The sequence below is a fragment of the Pseudomonas sp. GW821-FHT03A09 genome, from assembly GCF_059421065.1.
Genome location: NZ_JBWKUX010000006.1, coordinates 46,841 through 64,347, shown reverse-complemented (window position 1 = coordinate 64,347; position 17,507 = coordinate 46,841). Strand labels below are relative to the sequence as shown.

Genomic DNA, 17,507 nt, shown 5'->3' with positions numbered 1-17,507 from the left:
AAGGGTCATCCTCAGTCCTGCATTTCGGTCTGGCGTTCGACAGGGTCGATCAACACGGCTTTCTGCTGGCGTACCAGCAGGTCGAGAATTTCTTCCTGGCGGTCGCCCAGCACGCCGTTGAAGCTGATGCCGCTGGACTTGGTCGGCGCCAACATCGCCACGCGGTACAGCTCGACACTCAACGGCGAGTCAATGGACAGCGGCCCGCTGCCGTTACCCGCCAGTTCACCACCGACCAGGATCAGCGAGACCTTGGTGTCGAACGGGTCGAGGGCGATGTCGCGGTCGGTGTCGGTCAAGTCCTTGATGTGGCCGTACACGCCGGTCAGGCCGTTGGCCATGGCGGTGTTCTCGTACAGCTTGATGTTCACGCTGTTGCGCACGCGGATGCCGTGGCGACGGTTGCTGATGACCTTGTTGCCCCACAGCAGGTTGTCGCCGCTCTCATAGAGGGTGATGCCGTCGGTGTGGTTGCGGTAGATCTCGTTGTCGGCGATCAGGTTGTTCACGCTGTTACGGTCGATCACCAGGCCCGAGAGTTTGTTGTCGTAGCTGCGATTGTTGAAGATGAAGCTGTCGTTCACTTCCCGGGAAATGATGATGCCGTGCTTCTTCTTGGTGCCGTACACGGTGTTGTCGGCGATGATCAGGCCGTGGGAACGGTCGTGGGGGTCGATGCCGTAGACGATGTTGTCTTTGTAGGTATTGCCCTTGATCACAAAACCCGTGGTCTCGTAGCAGTAGAAGCCGTACCACATGTCCGAGAACTCGGAGTCGATGATCCAGCCGGTGGGTTCGGGGCGCTTGAGCACCTTGGCCATGTTCGGCGTGTACTGGGAAATACTCACCCCGTACGACTTACTGTTGGCGTAGCCGAAGCTGGCCATCTTGCTGTTGGCGACGTAGGTCTCGGTACCACCCCAGGCCAACAGGAACGGGCGAAATTCCTTGGGCGACTTGAACAGCGCCGGGCCGTTGGCCTTTTCGCTCCAACCGGTGATCCTGGTATCACGCACAAACAGCTGGCCGTCGTTGATCAGGAACGAACCCGACTCTTGGGACAGGCGCAGTTCCTGGGTCCTCTTGTCGATCTCCAGGATGCCCTTGCGCCCGACCACAATCGGCAGCTTGGCCAGGAACACGCCCGGCGACATTTCGCTGAGGTACTGTTTGGGTACCTTGCCGAGCAGGTCCTTGAGGTTCATGTAGCCGTCGTCGACAAAGATCGCCTGGGGAATGCCGTGTTGGCGGACCACCCATTCGGCCATCTTGTTGTCACCGCCGATGAAGTCCTTGAGCGCGTCTTCCTGCATCATTCGACGGATGCTGATCTTGCCTGGCTGGGCTCGTACGATTTTCTTTTCCATCGCCGCAGCGGTGTAGCCGCTCAGGTCAGGCAAGGCTGGCTTGGCCATTTCCAGCGGCGCGGTGGGCGGGCTGGAAATGGTGTAGGTCTTGGCCTGTTGCAGTCCTTTGGCGATGGTTGGCGCCTTGGCCACCGGGTCGGCAGAGGCCGTGGCACTGGCCAGCAGGATTGCTGCGACGAGTAGGCTTTGAGCATTCATTGCGCAGGTTCCCATCAGAATCGCCAGATCACGTCGACAAAGGCGCGGTGCATGTACGAGTCGACTTGGCTGCCATAGGCGTCACCCGGTTTGAACACGCCGGCACGAAAGCGCACCAGGGCCGAGGGCTCATCGATCGACTGGCTCAACGCGGCCGGCAACAGACCTTTTTTGAAGTATTTGGTGACCACCAGGTCCATCTCCTGGCCGAGGTCTTTTTTGCCGTCCTCAAGGGGCAGGGAGGTGCTGGAGAGGATCGCGCCGGTCACGTCATCGGTGTTGTTCTGTACCGCATCGATACCGTTGCTACCCACCGGCTTGTTGCCGTCGACGCGCCAGAACTTGTGGTACACCAGGCTGGCGTCATAGTCCTCGCGCAACTGCCAGGAACCGAACAGGCTCATGGACTGCATATTGTTCATCTCGCCGCGGAACGCTTCGCCGAAGCGGTGCACGCGGGACTGGGTGCCGGTCCAGTTCGAGCGGTTGCTCTGCAGGCCGTTCTGTTCGTACTCGGCGCTGGCGCGGGAGTAGGCCGCACCGACTTGCCATTGCGGATCGAGGCGCAGGCGCACACCGATATCGGTGGCCCAGCCATTCACGTCATCACTGCGCTTGGCATTGCTTGGGCGAGTGCCGTCGGCATTCAAGGCATTGACCGTGTCGCGGTTGCCCTGCATGCCGGTGATGCTCGCCCAGTAGTTGACAGTGTTGGTGTTGCGCCAGTTATAGGCGTCGCTGTTGGCTTCGAGGCCGAGCCAGGTCAGGTCGCCATTTTCGCGTTTGTCCAACGGGTCTGTGGCGACACCCGGTTCGGCGTAGTCGAGCTTGCCGTCGTCGTGAGTGTGGTGGCCGCGCAGGCCGATCCACTGGCCCGGCATCCACTGGTAGGACGCATCGGCGTAGAAGTGCTGGCGGTCCTTGTCCTTGGGCGACAGTTCCTTGAGGTCGGTGCGGTATTCGCTGAAGCGTTCGGCGGCGCCGACGTTGGCCTTGAGCAAGGAGGTGTCGAAGGTCCAGTTCAGTGCTTCGATATTGGTGTCGCGCCATTGGCCGTCGTCGTTGCGCAGGCGTTGGCGGCCCAGCTTGAGGATCTCGCCGGGGTAGGGGGTGAAGCCGCTGTAGCCGACCCAGAATTCGCGCAGGGCCAGGTAGTTTTTCTTGGTTTTGCGGTCGTCGTTGCTTGACTGCTGGGTGGCGTCATCGGCGGACTGTTGCAGGGTATCGGTCTCGATGATGTCACTGGACGTCACGGCCTGGCCCATGGCGTAGGCACTCCACGCGCCGCTTTCGCCATAGACCCACGGGCGCAGGTCGAGGCCGATACCGTTGACGTCGCCGCCGGGCTTGGTGCCCAGGTCGCGGTCGTCTTCGGACTGGCCGGTGATTTTCACTTCCAGGCCAAAGTTCTTGGCTTCGGTCAGCGCGGCCAGGGTCGGGCACGACCATAGCAGGGCGAAGGTCAGGCCGATGCCGGCCTTGACGAATGGGTTGAGCTTCATAGGGATTCCTCGCCGTCTTCTTCTTGCAGGGCGTGCAGTTGCAGCGTGCTCTGGGCCAGGGTGCCGCGGGTGGCCAGCTCCTGTTGCACCAGGCGTTGGCCTTGGGTGCGTTGTTCAGGCGTCAGCGGAGCTTCGAGCTGCGTCGCCAACTCATTGGCCTCCGGGGTGTCCTGGGCCTTGGCCAATTGGCTGAAGACATAAGCGTTCAATGGGTCGGGTTTGGTGCCCTTGCCTTGGGAAAACAATTGGGCAATGGCGAAGTCGGCGCTGTTCTGGCCGTTGCGCGCAGCGGTCAGCAGATGGTCCAGGGCTCTTTGCGGATAGACCTTGCCCAGGTAGCCACGGCGGTAGATCTGGCCGAGGTAGTAATCGGCGGCGACTTCACGGCCTACGGCTTTTTCGAAGTGGGCTTCGGCGGCCTTGGCGTCAGCCGGCACCCACTTGCCTTCGTAGTAGAGCTTGCCCAGCAGCAGCTCGGCGCGCGGCTGGTCGGCGGCGCGGCCGTTGTCGAGGTACTTCATCATCTGGTCGACGTCGCCCAACTCGGGAAAGTCGTAGAGCAGTTGCGCCAGGCTGACCCAGGATGCCGGGTAGCCGGGGGCGATTTTTTCCAGCAGGGCCTGGGCGGTTTTTTCATCCGGCTGGCCGAGAGTCGCATCGCCAAGTACGCGCGCAACACTGTCGACACGCTGCGCAGTGACGGTGCCACGGCTGTAGCCGGCCTCCATCTGCTTGAGCAGTTCGGCTTGTTTCTCCGGTTCGGCTTTTTTCTGGTAGACCGTGGCCAACTCGACGTAGCAGATATCGGTGGTGTTCAGCGCAACCTTGCAGATGCGCTCCACATCATCCAGATGCTGGTCGTAGGTGTCCTGGGTGCGATACAGCAGCACCTGGGCCAGACCGGCTTCCGGATAGCCCGCGGCCTGCCATTGACTGATTTGCTGCTGGGCATTCACGTTCGGGAAACTGTGCGGGTATTGCAGGTACAGCATCGCCAGCGGAATCAGGGTGTTGCCTTCGCCATTGGCGAAGGCCTTTTTCAATAGGCCCTCGGCTTCGTGCTGCTCGGCCTCGGTAGCGCCGGGCTTGGCTACCAGTAGGCGACCGAGACGGGCCTGGGCGCGGGGCGATGTATCCGCCGCCGCACGGTAGGTGGCTTCAGCCTGTTTGATTTGCGCCGGGTCGCGGGTGCCGACCTGGATGTCGGCCAGACCCACTTGGGCCTCGCTGTAACCCAGGTCTGCCAGTTGCTGGTAATTCTGTTGCGCGGTGACGGTGTCGCCACGCTTGAGCGCTTCATTGGCCAGGCGTTGGTCGGGCAGGCCGGCGCAACCGGCGAGGCTCACGGCGAGTGCCAGTGCGCAATACCCCAAAGCGAAGTGGGATCTGCTCTGTGTGGGAGCTGGCTTGCCTACGATGGCGGTGTTGGATTCACCACCGCCATCGCGGGCAAGCCCGGCTCCCACAGAGGTCAACGGCGTATTCGGAAGAGTCATCACAGGCATGTCCTCGCTTACAGACCGTGAGCCATGGCTTTATCGATCAGCCAGTTCAACGATGGGCCGCGGTCGCTGGTCACTTCCACCGGGCGACCGGCGTAAGTGCTGTCCAGCGGGGCGTCAGGCTTGATCTGCACGCGGATGTCGGAGGACAAATCGGCGCTGTTCAGGCTGGTGCTGCTGATGATGGTGCCGGTGCGTACCTGTTCTTCGTCGGCCACCTGGAAGTTCACTGGCGTGCCTGGGCGAACGTCGGCGAACTGGCGATAGGTGAAGCGGGCTTCCACGTTGGCCAGGCTGCCGCGCGGCACCAGTTGGAAAATCACGTCGCCCTTGCTGGCGTACTGGCCGTCGGCGACCAGTTGCTGGGCCACCACGCAATCGCAGGGCGAAGTCAGGGTGCCGGTCATTTGCTTGCCGAACAGCTCTTCGACCTTGGCCGGTTGCAGTTGATCTTCGTCCAGGTGGCCCTTGAGCACATCCAGCATGCTGGTGCTGAAGGTGGCGAGCGGCGCGCCCTTGGCGGCAACGGCGTCGCCTTTGAGCAGGCTCTGCACGGTACCGTCGCGCGGCATGGTCACGTTCATGCCGGGCACGCTCACAAGACCGGCCTGGGCGTGGCTGACGAAGTACATGCCGTACACCGATTTGAAGACGAAACCGAACGCGGCCAGACCGACGATGAAGATTCCCGCGCTGAACGTCACCGCCCGCAGGCGACCGAATGCCGTCATGCCACTGCCGCTGTCCTTGACCTTGCGCGCCTTGGTGAAGTTGTCGCGTTGCAGGGTGGCGAGCACGTCGCCCATGGTCACGATGTCGCCGGACAGGTGCGAGGTGATCAGGTGGCGCAAGGTGGAGATGTCTTGCGGCTCCAGGTTCTGGAACTGGCAACCGGTGCGGCCGCTCTGGCGGTCGTAGGAGCGGATCTGCAGCTCCACGTCCATCGCCAGGCCCAGGTTATCGATCACAAATTGCAGGCGGCCCTTGTGCACTTCGCCGACGGTCAGCGGCTGGGTGGAGGTGAAGGCCAGGCCACCGGCGGACAGGTCGATCACCCGTGCTTCGGTCGGTGTGCGGTCAGTGTTGAAGAAGCGCAGTTTGGCCGGGATCTTGACCCGGGCGTGTTGACGCTGGGCTTCGGATTCGTGGACTACGTTGGCGTTTACTTGGCTGTTCATCAGGGCAATTTCCTAGAGTTAATTCAGGCTTGGTAGGGTCAGACCATCATCAGCAACACGGCGACGAAAATGCTGCCGGCGGAGAAGGTCATGGTCCGAGACGACCAGGTGTTGAACCAACGTTGAAAGCTGGCCAAATCGCGGGTCAGTTTGGTGTCCTGGCGGGTCCAGGACTGTTGATCGAGGCGGAAGAACACGTAGATCTTCACCAGCGCGCCCATGATCTGGTTGTAATAGAGAATCACCGGGTAAGCCGGGCCGATGCTGTGTCCGGAGCACGACAGCAACAGGGTGAGAATCAGACGGGTGATGCCGATCCACAGCAGGTACGCGAGGATGAACGCGCCGCCGTATTTGACGGTGGCGATGATTGCCACGGTCAGGCCGAGCAGGGAGGTCCACATCGACACACGTTGGTCGAACAGCACGATGCTGGTGAACAGGCCGAGTCGCTTCACACCCAGGCCAAGGGCGCGGGAATTCTGGCGCAGGTTGTTGCCGTACCAGCGGAACATCAGCTTGCGACTGGCCTTGATAAAGCTCTTTTCCGGTGGGTGTTCCACCGTATTGATCGCGGCATCCGGCACGTAGAAGGTGTCGTAGCCCAGGCGCATCAGGCTGAACCAGCTGGACTTGTCATCCCCGGTCAGAAACTTGAAGCGGCCCAGGCGCCAGTGTTGCAGCGAGTCGCTTTCCACATCGGCGATAAAGCCTGGGTCGGTGACCACGCTGGCGCGGAACACCGACATGCGCCCGGTCATGGTCAGCACGCGCTTGGACAGGGCCATGGAGCACATGTTGATGTGGCGCTGGGCAAAGCGCAGCTTGTGCCACTCGCTCATGATGTAGCCGCCGCGCACTTCGCAGAACTCGTTGGTGGTCAGGCCGCCGACATTGCCGAACAGTTGGAACCACGGCACGGTCTTGCGTACCACACCCTCGGCGAGCACGGTGTCGCCGTCGATCACGGCCACCACGGCGCGGTCGTCCGGCAGGTGACGGGAGATGGCGCGGAAACCGAAGGCCAGGCCGTCACGCTTGCCGGTGCCGGCGATGCGCACGAAGTCGAGCTTCACGTGTGCCGGTGGGTTCATGCGCTCCCACAGGCTCTTCACCAACAGCTCATCGGACATTTCCACCAGCGAGCAGACCACCGTGGTGGGGAAGCCGCATTCGATGGCTTCGCGAATCACCGAGCTGTACACCTGCGCCGTGGTCAGCGCATCAATACGAAAGCTGGTGACCATCAGGAACACATGGGACGGGTCCGCCGCCTTGCCCAGCTTGCGCACTTTGCGGCGCAGGTGCGGGTAGACCACATACAGGAACAGCATGCCGCGAAAGAAATGCGTGATGCCCATCGAGTAGCGCCAGATACCCACGGCGCCAATCAGGAAAATAAAATTCTTCGACTGCGAGTCGAACGTACTCGCCGGCAGCAGCAGGGCGAGTCCCATCAGCAGGCTGAGAAAGAACAGCCAGCCGGCCGATTGGAGCAGTACGTGTTTTAACTTGGACATAAGCGTCATCCGAAGGTGAAGAAGGCTCCCGGCTGCAAGCGCTGGGGACAGTGACGCTTGCAGCCTGGAACTTGCCGTTGCTGTTACCAGCAAATGCCTTCGGTACGGCCGCTGACGCTGGTGGCCTTGGACATGAAGCCCACCAGGTCGACCACTTGTTTGCCGTGCGGTGCGTTGTGCGCCAGGGCACGGAATTTCTCGTCGCGGTTGCCGAGGATGATCACGTCGGAATTGTTGATCACATCATCGAAGTCCGAGTTGAGCAGGGACGACACGTGGGGGATCTTGCCTTCGATGTAGTCCTTGTTCGCGCCGTGTACTCGGGCGTACTCGACGTTGCTGTCGTAGATGCTCAGGTCGTAGCCCTTGCCGATCAGCATTTCCGCCAGTTCCACCAATGGGCTTTCACGCAGATCGTCGGTGCCGGCCTTGAAGCTCAGGCCCAGCAGGGCGACTTTGCGTTTGTCGTGGCTGGAAACGATGTCGAAGGCGTTCTGTACCTGGGACTCGTTGCTGCGCATCAGCGAGTTGAGCAGCGGCGCTTGCACATCGAGGGAACCGGCGCGATAGGTCAGGGCGCGCACATCCTTGGGCAGGCACGAGCCACCGAAGGCGAAACCGGGACGCATGTAGTACTGGGACAGGTTGAGCGTCTTGTCCTGGCACACCACTTCCATCACTTCGCGACCGTCGACGCCGACGGCCTTGGCGATGTTGCCGATCTCGTTGGCGAAGGTGACCTTGGTGGCGTGCCATACGTTACAGGTGTACTTGATCATCTCGGCGACGGCGATGTCCTTGCGGATGATCGGCGCGTCGAGCTCTTCGTACAGCGACTGCAGGACATCGCCGGAAGCCTTGTCAAACTCGCCGATGACGGTCATCGGTGGCTGGTCGTAGTCGGCGATGGCGGTGGACTCACGCAGGAACTCCGGGTTGACCGCGACGCCGAAGTCGACACCGGCTTTCTTGCCGGAGCAGTCTTCGAGGATTGGGATCACCACATTGGCCACGGTGCCCGGCAACACGGTGCTGCGCACCACGATGGTGTGGCGGGTGGTCTTGTCACGCAGGACGAAACCGATTTCACGGCACACCGATTCGATGAAGTTGAGTTCCAGGTCGCCGTTCTTCTTGCTCGGCGTACCAACGCAGATCATCGACAGGTCGGTGTCACGGATCGCTTCGGCGAAGTTGGTGGTGCCGCGCAGCCGGCCGTTTGCGATGCCCTGGCTCAACAGTTCGCCCAGACCCGGTTCAACGATGGGCGATTTGCCTGCGTTGATCAGGTCGATCTTGTCCTTGGAGATGTCTACGCCAACCACTTCGTGGCCACGTGCAGACAGGCAACCGGCACAGACTGCGCCAACGTAACCCAAACCAAATATGCTGATGCGCATCGCAATTACCTCTTTGTTTAAATCATGCCATTAGATGGCTGGAGTTCATGTTTGCAAACGTCACGGATGCCGCGAAAGTTGGGCGAATAGACGCCGACTTACCGCAGATAGGCATGTTGAATAACGAGTGACTAACTATTGCACTCAAGTTGTGCGCAACTTGGCCTTGTTATTGGGGCTTGCCCCGAAATGCAGCCAGGCTTCCTGGTGGAGTGAGCCTGGCGCCAGTGCCTCAAGGATTTGATCGTGGCTTTTAGGCCTTGAAAATCAATGTCTTGGGTTTTGTCACTGACACATTTAGGTAAGCGTTGCCTTGGCCTGTAGGGGGTGGCAACTCATCCTTATCGCCGCCCTCAACTCAATCAGTTGATGATGTGACCTCGCCTTATAAGTTGTTATGACAACTTAATTACTGCTCGAGCCGTTATGTAAGTTATCTCTTACAGAAACAGAGAATTTCGTTACCGGTGGTATGAGCCGCGTGTTTGGGTGAAGTTCCGAGCCGCTCATCCTGTTTCCTGAAATTTCTTGAATTATTAGGAAAGATGGCACTGGTACTATATTGATAGCACTTGCTACTTGGGCCAGTAGTTGTAGGGAGTTACAGAGAGGGGATAGTTTTGTGCCACTACCGTTTGAAAAAAGTGGTGCCACTACGAAAAAAAATGACGAATGTCGAGTGAAAGATTCGTTAGGAGTGCGTCAATATATTTTTTGACGTCAAATAAATGTCATTTCTTGGGCTGAAATGCGAATGAAATTGTGGGAGGGGGCAAGCCCCTCCCACATTTGGATTTAATTGCCTGGAAGAAGCAGGTTCGGCTTTATTCCGGGGCGTGATCGCGCAGGAACACCAGGTTATCCGGCTTGGACTGCTCCGCATTGAAGCGATAACCCTGCACATCGAACTGCTTGAGCTTGGCTGGATCGTTGATGCGTTCTTCGATCACAAAGCGGCTCATCATGCCCCGGGCCTTCTTGGCATAGAAGCTGATGATCTTGTACTGGCCGTTCTTCAGGTCCTTGAACTCGGTATTGATGATGCGCGCGTTCAGGGCTGTGCGCTTGACCGCCGAGAAGTACTCGTTGGAGGCCAGGTTGAGCAGAACATCGTCGCCTTGTTCGGCCAGGGCTTCATTGAGCCACTCGCTGATGCGCGTGCCCCAGAACGCGTAGAGGTCCTTGCCACGGGCATTGGCCAGTTTGGTACCCATCTCCAGGCGGTACGGCATCATCAAGTCCAGGGGGCGCAGCAGGCCGTAGAGGCCAGAGAGCATGCGCAGGTGGTCCTGGGCGTAGCTGAAATCGGCGTCGGTGAAGGTTTCGGCGTTCAGGCCGGTGTACACATCACCCTTGAAGGCCAGCAGTGCCTGCTTGGCGTTGGCCGGGGTGAAGGCGGGCGTCCAGCTGCCGAAGCGGGCGGCGTTAAGGCCACCGATCTTGTCAGAGACGTGCATCAACTCGCTGATTTGCGCTGGGCTCAGTTCGCGCAATTGTTCGATCAGCTCCTGGGAGTGGTCGAGGTATTGCGGCTGGGTGAAGCGCGGGGTGACCGGCTTGGACTCGAAATCGAGGGTTTTGGCGGGGGAAATCACCATCAGCATGAGTTTGGCTCCTGTAATCGTGGGGGGATTCTAGGGGCTGGGGCGTTTTGACTCCACCTATGATGGTGATAGAGGGGTGTGGTTTTTTGTTCGCTGCTTTTCTGTGGGAGCTGGCTTGCCTGCGATAAAAGCACCTCGGTACATCAGGCATACCCAGTAGAGGCCATCGCAGGCAAGCCAGCTCCCACATTTGACCGTTTTTGCCATCACCCAAACACCGGATATACACACCAACCCAAGAGCCTGCGTAGGCGATCGGCTATAGTGCCCGACAACTCTGGAGAGGGAGACCCTGTGTGCGAATCGCGCTTTTAATCTCGGCTTGTTTGTTATGCCTGAACGTCCAGGCCGCGCCGGTGGATGTGGCGAGCCTGGACCGTGGCACTTGGCCCGAAAAGCTCAGCAGCCCGGCGCTGTTCGATGTGGCTTCGCGCGCGGAAATCCTGATGTTCGCCCACAGCCTGCTGGCCAGTGAGGCCCAGGATGACATGGCGCTCAAGCAGCGCCTGGGCTTGAAGATCATCAACCTGGCGTCCATCAACGACGTGCGGCGCCAACTCTGGCAGCGTCTGTTGGAGAATTACACCTTCGCCCAACAGAGCTGCGAGGAGGATGCGTCGTTCTGCTATCTGGTCGAGAACATGGATGACCTGCGCGAGCAGGCCGGCAAGTTCGAGGTCAGTGAAAACTCCTTCTATATAGGTTGGGCTGGCCCGAGCCACCGCTTCCATGAGCGTTACCTTGATGAGCTGCTGCGCAAGGCTGCGCTGTTCCCGCAGATCAGCAGTGAAGTGGCGCGCTTCGGCGACCATGAGCGCAATGGCGACGAACTCAATGACCGCATGTTCCTGCTGACCTTCGAAGGCGGCCCGGCACCGCTCAACGGCAACACGGATTGGCTTGCCGACTACCTGCGCAAACAGAAGATGAGCGCCACGTTCTTCATCCTTGGCAGCAGCCTGCAAACCCGGGTAGAGCGCAGCTCCGCCAGTGATGTGCAGGCGCTGTACCAAGATCAGTGCGTGGGCATCCAGGGTTGGCAGTATCGTTCCCACAGCCATTGGGTCGACTGGCAAAGCTCCATCACGCGCAGTGCATCGCTGACGCAAAACCTGATGCCGGAAAACTACGTGCCGTTGTTTCGCCCGCCTTACGGCCAGCGTCGTGGGGACAGCCAGGGTTTCTTCCAGGCCCAAGGTCTGCAAGTGGCGTTGTGGGACATCGATTCCCAGGATGACCCAGGCCAGCTCAAGGCCGATGAGTCGGCGCAGCGGGTGCTGACGCTGATGCTGTTGTGGCGCAAAGGGGTGATTGTGTTTCACGACACCCAGGACAAGGCACGGCTCGCTTTGCCTATGTTGTTGCAGGCGACGGCGCAGAGTGGGTTGGGCTGGCAGGACTGCCGGGAAGCATTTCGTTAAAAAGATGAAGTGCCCGGCCCTGTTGGGGATGAGGCATTCTGGGGGCGATTTTGTGCGACAAATCGATGCAGGCGGACTTCCGACTTTAACGGGGTGGCCAGCACTCGGCTAGTGCTATTCGTCATCCTGAAAAATAAACTTCAAAAAAGCGTCAAAGTGCTTTTTCCTGTCATGGTTTTTGCGGTATTACGAAGTCAGATCGCCGAAACCTGCAGCACAGGTGGCGTCTTCCAAGACTCCTCATGTGGGCACTGCACTTGATGTCACTCAGGTGCGGTCGGTGGTCGAATCGAGGCGCAGCACCGCCCAGGTATTGCGTCGACTGGCTCCCACAAAGGTGACCGAGTATGGATGATCATGGACGTAACCCTTCTTCCGACCAGCCAATCCTTTATGTGCTTGATACCAACGTATTGATCCACGATCCAAACGCACTGCTTAACTTCGAAGAACACCACGTCGCCATCCCGATGATCGTGCTTGAGGAGCTCGACAAACTCAAAAGCGGGCACCACAGCGTGGCCGCCGAATGCCGCCAGGCCATCCGCCTGATCGACAAGACCCTGGGCGAGGCCTCGCCCGAGGATGTCGAAGTCGGCGTGCCGATCCAGCGTGGCAAAGGCGGGCCCAAGGGCTTGCTGTCGATTCTGATGAGCAGGCGCAGCGAGCCCAACAGCCTGCTGCCGGAGAATCTGAACGACAACAAAATCATCAACCAATTGATCGACCTGCATGCACGCGACAAGGACCTGCGCGTCGTGCTGGTGACCAAAGACATCAATATGCGCCTCAAGGCACGAGCGTGTGGGATCGCTGCCGAGGACTACAGTACCGACCAACTGGTCGACGACGTGTCGATGCTGTCCCGTGGTTATCACATGATTACCGGCTCGTTCTGGGACCGCGTCAGCAAGGTCGAAACCCGTCAGGACCATGGCCGCACCTGGCACCAGGTACAGCTGATCGAAAACCTGCCGGCCGTGCATATCAATGAGTTCATCGTCGACGAACAGGGCTTTGTGGGCTGGATCAAAGAGATCCAGGTCGACAAGCTGCTGATCCTCGACCTGCATCAGGAACCCCTGTTGCACCAGGAAGCCTGGGGCCTGAAACCGCGTGACATCTACCAGAGCCTGGCGCTGTATGCGCTGCTTGATCCGGACATTCACCTGGTCAACCTGACCGGTGCCGCAGGTTCGGGGAAAACCATCCTTGCCCTGGCCGCCGCCATCGAACAGACCATGGTGACCAAGCGCTATCGCCGCATCATCGCCACCCGCAGTGTGCAGGGCCTGGACCAGGAGATCGGTTTCCTGCCCGGCACCGAGGCGGAAAAAATGGAACCGTGGCTGGGGGCGATCACCGACAACCTCGAAGCCTTGCACATGGATGACGAAAACACCCATGGCAGCGTCGACTACATCCTCAGCAAAGTGCCGTTGCAGTTCAAATCCCTCAACTACATCCGAGGTCGCAGCTTCCAGCAAAGCCTGATTTTGATCGATGAATGCCAGAACCTCACACCGCACCAGATGAAAACCATCATCACCCGTGCCGGTGCCGGTTCCAAAGTGGTGTGCCTGGGCAACCTGGCACAGATCGACACCCCTTACCTGTCCGCGACCAGCTCCGGGCTGACCTACCTGACGGAACGCTTCAAGGATTTCCCGAACGGCGTGCACATCGCGCTGCAAGGGGTGCCTCGTTCGATCCTGGCTGAATACGCCGAGTCGCACCTGTAAAAACACACCTGTAATAGTTGGTGGCTAAATGCCACGAACCACCCCGGATTTTTCACGAAATCCGGGGTTTTTGTTGTGGGCGACATTTGTCTTCGTTAATGCGCCTAGGGTGCTTGTAGTATTTGTAATTATTTTGTTACATTTTTTGCCGCTACCAAAACAATAAGAACGCTGCGTGACCCCGTCGGAAAACCACCGCATTCATTCGACGAAACCTTGAAAACCCTCATGGGTTTTTCGCGTGATCCTGCCTATTACAAAAAGCCCGATACATCGCTCATTGACGACGCACATATCCAAAGGGAAAGGAAAATGGACGTAGCAGGTAATGGCTTCATTTTGTCTCAACGCAAGCGCTTCAAATCGATACCACTCACCCCTATCGCACTCGGGCTGGCTTTATGGCTGGGCCAAGGCCCAATGGCCTGGGCGGATGACAGCAACCCCTACACGGCTCAAGTGCTGGAGTCGGCCTTCCGCAAAGCGGTCGCCTCGTTCGGCCCCAACACCGATGTGTACAAGAACCTGCGGTTCGCATTTCCGGATATCGTCGATCTCGCCGCAAAGGATTTTGCAGCCCAGTCCGCCAAGTTTGATTCAGCCCTCAAGCAAAACTACGAGCTGCAACCGGAAAACCTGACCATCGGCGCCATGCTCGGCGACACCAAGCGTCCGCTGGACTACGCCTCGCGGCTGGATTACTACCGCAGCCGGCTGTTCAGCAACAGCGGCCGCTACACCACCAATATTCTCGATTTCTCCAAGGCCATCATCGCCAACCTGCCGGCTGCCAAGCCCTACACCTATGTAGAACCGGGCGTCAGCAGCAACCTGAACGGGCAACTCAACGCCGGCCAGTCCTGGGCCGTCGCCACCCGTGACTGGAGCGCCAACGCACAAACCTGGAAGACTCCCGAAGCCGAGGTCAACTCCGGTCTGGACCGCACCAACGCCTATTACGCCTATGCCTTGGGCATGACCGGCAAGGGCGTGAATGTTGGCGTGCTCGACTCAGGCATCCTCACAGAACACTTCGAATTCCAGGGCAAGAATGCCCAGGGCCAGGACCGGGTGCAGGCGGTGACGGCGACCGGTGAGTACTACGCTACCCATCCGCGTTATATCCACGACACCCCGGACGGCGAGTTTCAAAAGGGTGAGCACTTCAGTATTTCCGGCGAGTATGACCCCACCATCAACGACGGTCACGGTACGGAAATGTCCGGTGTGCTGGGCGCCAGTCGTAACGGCACTGGCATGCATGGCATTGCCTTTGACGCGAACATTTTCGTCGCCAATACCGGCGGCACCGACGACAACCGTTTTCAGGGCTCCAACGACCTGGACTACAACGCGTTCATGGCCAGCTACAATGCCCTCGCCGCGAAGAACGTGTCGATCGTCAACCAGAGCTGGGGGCAGAACTCGCGCAATGACGTGGAAAACCACTTCGGTAATGTCGGCGACAGCGCGGCGGATAACCTGCGTGACATGAAGGCCGCCTACCGCCCATTCTGGGACAAGGCTCACGCCGGGCAGAAAACCTGGATGGACGCGATGGCCGACGCCGCTCGGCAAAACACCTTTATCCAGATCATCTCGGCAGGCAACGACAGCCACGGCGCCAACCCGGACACCAACGCCAACCTGCCGTTTTTCAAGCCGGATATCGAAACCAAGTTCCTCTCGATCACTGGTTATGACGAGACCAGTGCCCAGGTCTACAACCGCTGCGGCACCTCGAAATGGTGGTGCGTGATGGGCGTTTCAGGGATTCCGTCCACCGGGCCCGAAGGGGAAATCATCCCCAACGCCAACGGCACATCGGCCGCTGCACCGAGCGTCTCCGGCGCCCTGGCGCTGGTGATCCAGCGCTTCCCCTACATGACCGCGAGCCAGGCCCGGGATGTGTTGCTGACCACCTCCAGCCTGCAAGCACCGGATGGCCCGGACACCCCGGTGGGCAACCTGACTGGTGGCCGCACCTACGACAACCTGCAACCGGTGCACGATGCCGCGCCGGGCACGCCGCAAGTGCCGGGAGTGGTCAGTGGCTGGGGCCTGCCCAACCTGCAGAAAGCCATGCAAGGGCCGGGGCAGTTCCTGGGTTCGGTGGCGGTGGCCTTGCCTTCGGCTACGCGTGACATCTGGGCCAACCCTATTTCCGATGAAGCCATTCGCGCTCGCCGTGTAGAAGACGCCACCGAGCAGGCGACCTGGGCGGCGACCAAACAGCAAAAAGGCTGGATCAATGGCCTGCCCACCAATGCCTCGGCGGATGATCAGTTCGAGTACGAGATCGGCAGCGCACGGGAGCAAGCTACCCTGGCTCGGGGCAAGGATTTGCTCACTGGCAACACCTATGTTGGCAGCCTGGCCAAGTCCGGAGATGGCGAGCTGGTACTGGAAGGCCAGAACACGTACTCGGGCAGCACCTGGGTGCGTGGCGGCAAGCTGTCGGTGGACGGCTCGCTGACCTCCGCCGTGACAGTCGACGGCAGTGCCGTGGGTACACGGAATACGGATAACGGCGTGGCGACCACGTTGGGTGGCACACTGGCCGGCAACGGCACGGTGGGTGCCTTGACCGTCAACAGTGGCGGCCGCGTGGCGCCGGGGCATTCGATTGGCACGCTGCACACGGGTAACGTGACCTTCAACCCAGGCTCGGTGTACGCCGTCGAAGTGGGCCCCAATGGGCGCAGCGACCAGATCCAGAGCAGCGGTGTCGCGACCCTCAACGGCGGTGTGGTGACCGTGTCCCTGGAGAACAGCCCCAACCTGCTGTCCGCCAGCGAAGCACGCAGCCTGCTGGGCCAGCAGTTCAACATCCTCAGCGCCAGCCAGGGCATCAACGGCCAGTTTGCCGCGATCACCCCCAACTACCTGTTTATCGGCACTCAGCTTAACTATCAGCCGAATCAACTGAGCCTGGCGGTGGCGCGTAACCAGACGACCTTCGCCAGTGTTGCGCAAACCCGCAACGAGCGTGCGGTAGCGACGGCGGCCGAGGCCTTGGGTGCCGGCAGCCCTGTGTATGAAAGCCTGTTGGCTTCCGACTCGGCGGTGCAGGCGCGAGAGGCGTTCAAGCAACTGTCCGGGCAATTGCACTCGGACGTGGCAGCGGCGCACATGGCCGACAGCCGTTACCTGCGTGAAGCGGTCAACGGCCGCCTGCAACAGGCTCAGGCACTGGATTCCAGCGCGCAGATCCAGGCCAGCGACAACGGCGGCTGGGTGCAGTTGCTGGGCGGTCGCAACAACGTCAGTGGTGACAACAACGCCAGCGGTTATTCGTCGTCCACCAGCGGTGTGCTGCTAGGCCTGGACACCGAGGTTGGTGACGGCTGGCGTGTGGGTGCCGCTACCGGCTATACCCAGAGTCACCTCAATGGCGCATCGGCTTCGGCGGACAGCGACAACTATCACCTGTCGATCTACGGTGGTAAACGCTTCGACACGATTGCCCTGCGCCTGGGCGGCGGCACCACGTGGCACCGTATCGACGCCTCGCGCCGTGTGGCCTACGCCAACCAGTCGGATTACGACAAAGCCGACTACAACGCCCGTACCGACCAAGTGTTCGGCGAGATCGGCTACACCCAATGGAGCCAGTTCGAACCCTTTGCCAACCTCACTTACCTGAACTATCAGAGCGACTCGTTCAAGGAAAAAGGCGGTGCCGCAGCCTTGCATGCCAGCAAGCAAAGCCAGGATGCCACGCTCTCCACACTGGGCCTGCGCGCGCATACCCAATTGCCGGTCAGCTCGACTTCGGCGGTGACGTTGCGCGGTGAGTTGGGTTGGGAGCATCAGTTCGGTGATACCGATCGCGAAGCCTCTTTGAAGTTCGCCGGCAGCGACACGGCATTTGCGGTCAACAGCGTGCCCGTAGCCCGCGATGGTGCGGTGATCAAGGCCAGTGCGGAAATGGCCTTGACCCCGGACACACTGGTGTCCTTGAGCTACAGCGGTTTGCTGTCCAACCGGGGTAACAACAACGGGATCAATGCCGGGTTTACCTTCCGCTTCTGACCCTGCTTGTTGTGCATGAAGGGGCGCATTGCGCCCCT

The 17,507-nt window shown here is 59.9% G+C and carries 10 protein-coding genes; 3 read left to right on the top strand and 7 right to left on the bottom strand.

All coding sequences use genetic code 11. The features are described 5' to 3' along the window. Positions 1–11: 11 nt before the first annotated feature. From algG to yaaA, 7 genes are all read right to left on the bottom strand, one after another. On the bottom strand, positions 12–1,580 hold the full coding sequence (gene algG / locus AC07V4_RS12885; protein WP_492636915.1) for a mannuronan 5-epimerase AlgG: 1,569 nt from the start codon (positions 1,578–1,580) through the stop codon (positions 12–14). After that, a complete protein-coding gene (locus AC07V4_RS12880; protein WP_492636916.1) occupies positions 1,580–3,067 on the bottom strand; it encodes an alginate export family protein in 1,488 nt (495 codons plus the stop codon). The genes algG and AC07V4_RS12880 overlap by 1 nt, the downstream gene beginning before the upstream one ends. After that, a complete protein-coding gene (algK, locus tag AC07V4_RS12875; RefSeq protein WP_492636917.1) occupies positions 3,064–4,563 on the bottom strand; it encodes an alginate biosynthesis TPR repeat lipoprotein AlgK in 1,500 nt (499 codons plus the stop codon). The genes AC07V4_RS12880 and algK overlap by 4 nt, the downstream gene beginning before the upstream one ends. 17 nt (positions 4,564–4,580) lie before the next feature. Next, complete coding sequence (locus AC07V4_RS12870) at positions 4,581–5,747, bottom strand: PilZ domain-containing protein (RefSeq protein WP_492636918.1); 1,167 nt, start codon at positions 5,745–5,747, stop codon at positions 4,581–4,583. 38 nt (positions 5,748–5,785) lie between these two features. Continuing rightward, entirely contained in the window at positions 5,786–7,267 is a 1,482-nt protein-coding gene (gene alg8 / locus AC07V4_RS12865; RefSeq protein WP_431751462.1) for a mannuronan synthase, read from the bottom strand. An 83-nt stretch (positions 7,268–7,350) separates the two neighbouring features. Beyond that, on the bottom strand, positions 7,351–8,667 hold the full coding sequence (locus tag AC07V4_RS12860) for a nucleotide sugar dehydrogenase (RefSeq protein ID WP_492636919.1): 1,317 nt from the start codon (positions 8,665–8,667) through the stop codon (positions 7,351–7,353). Between the two features lie 824 nt (positions 8,668–9,491). After that, positions 9,492–10,271 (bottom strand): peroxide stress protein YaaA, encoded by a 780-nt coding sequence (gene yaaA / locus AC07V4_RS12855; protein ID WP_492636920.1) that lies wholly within the window; start codon positions 10,269–10,271, stop codon positions 9,492–9,494. 296 nt (positions 10,272–10,567) lie between these two features. On the opposite strand from yaaA, the gene AC07V4_RS12850 reads away from it, so the two are divergent. From AC07V4_RS12850 to AC07V4_RS12840, 3 genes are all read left to right on the top strand, one after another. After that, the gene (locus AC07V4_RS12850) at positions 10,568–11,692 is read left to right on the top strand and encodes a polysaccharide deacetylase family protein (RefSeq protein WP_492636921.1); all 1,125 of its coding nucleotides are present in this window, start codon (positions 10,568–10,570) and stop codon (positions 11,690–11,692) included. Between the two features lie 347 nt (positions 11,693–12,039). Further along, a complete protein-coding gene (locus AC07V4_RS12845) occupies positions 12,040–13,434 on the top strand; it encodes a PhoH family protein (RefSeq protein ID WP_492636922.1) in 1,395 nt (464 codons plus the stop codon). A gap of 312 nt (positions 13,435–13,746) precedes the next feature. Continuing rightward, positions 13,747–17,469 (top strand): autotransporter domain-containing protein, encoded by a 3,723-nt coding sequence (locus tag AC07V4_RS12840; RefSeq protein ID WP_492636923.1) that lies wholly within the window; start codon positions 13,747–13,749, stop codon positions 17,467–17,469. Positions 17,470–17,507: the final 38 nt, after the last annotated feature.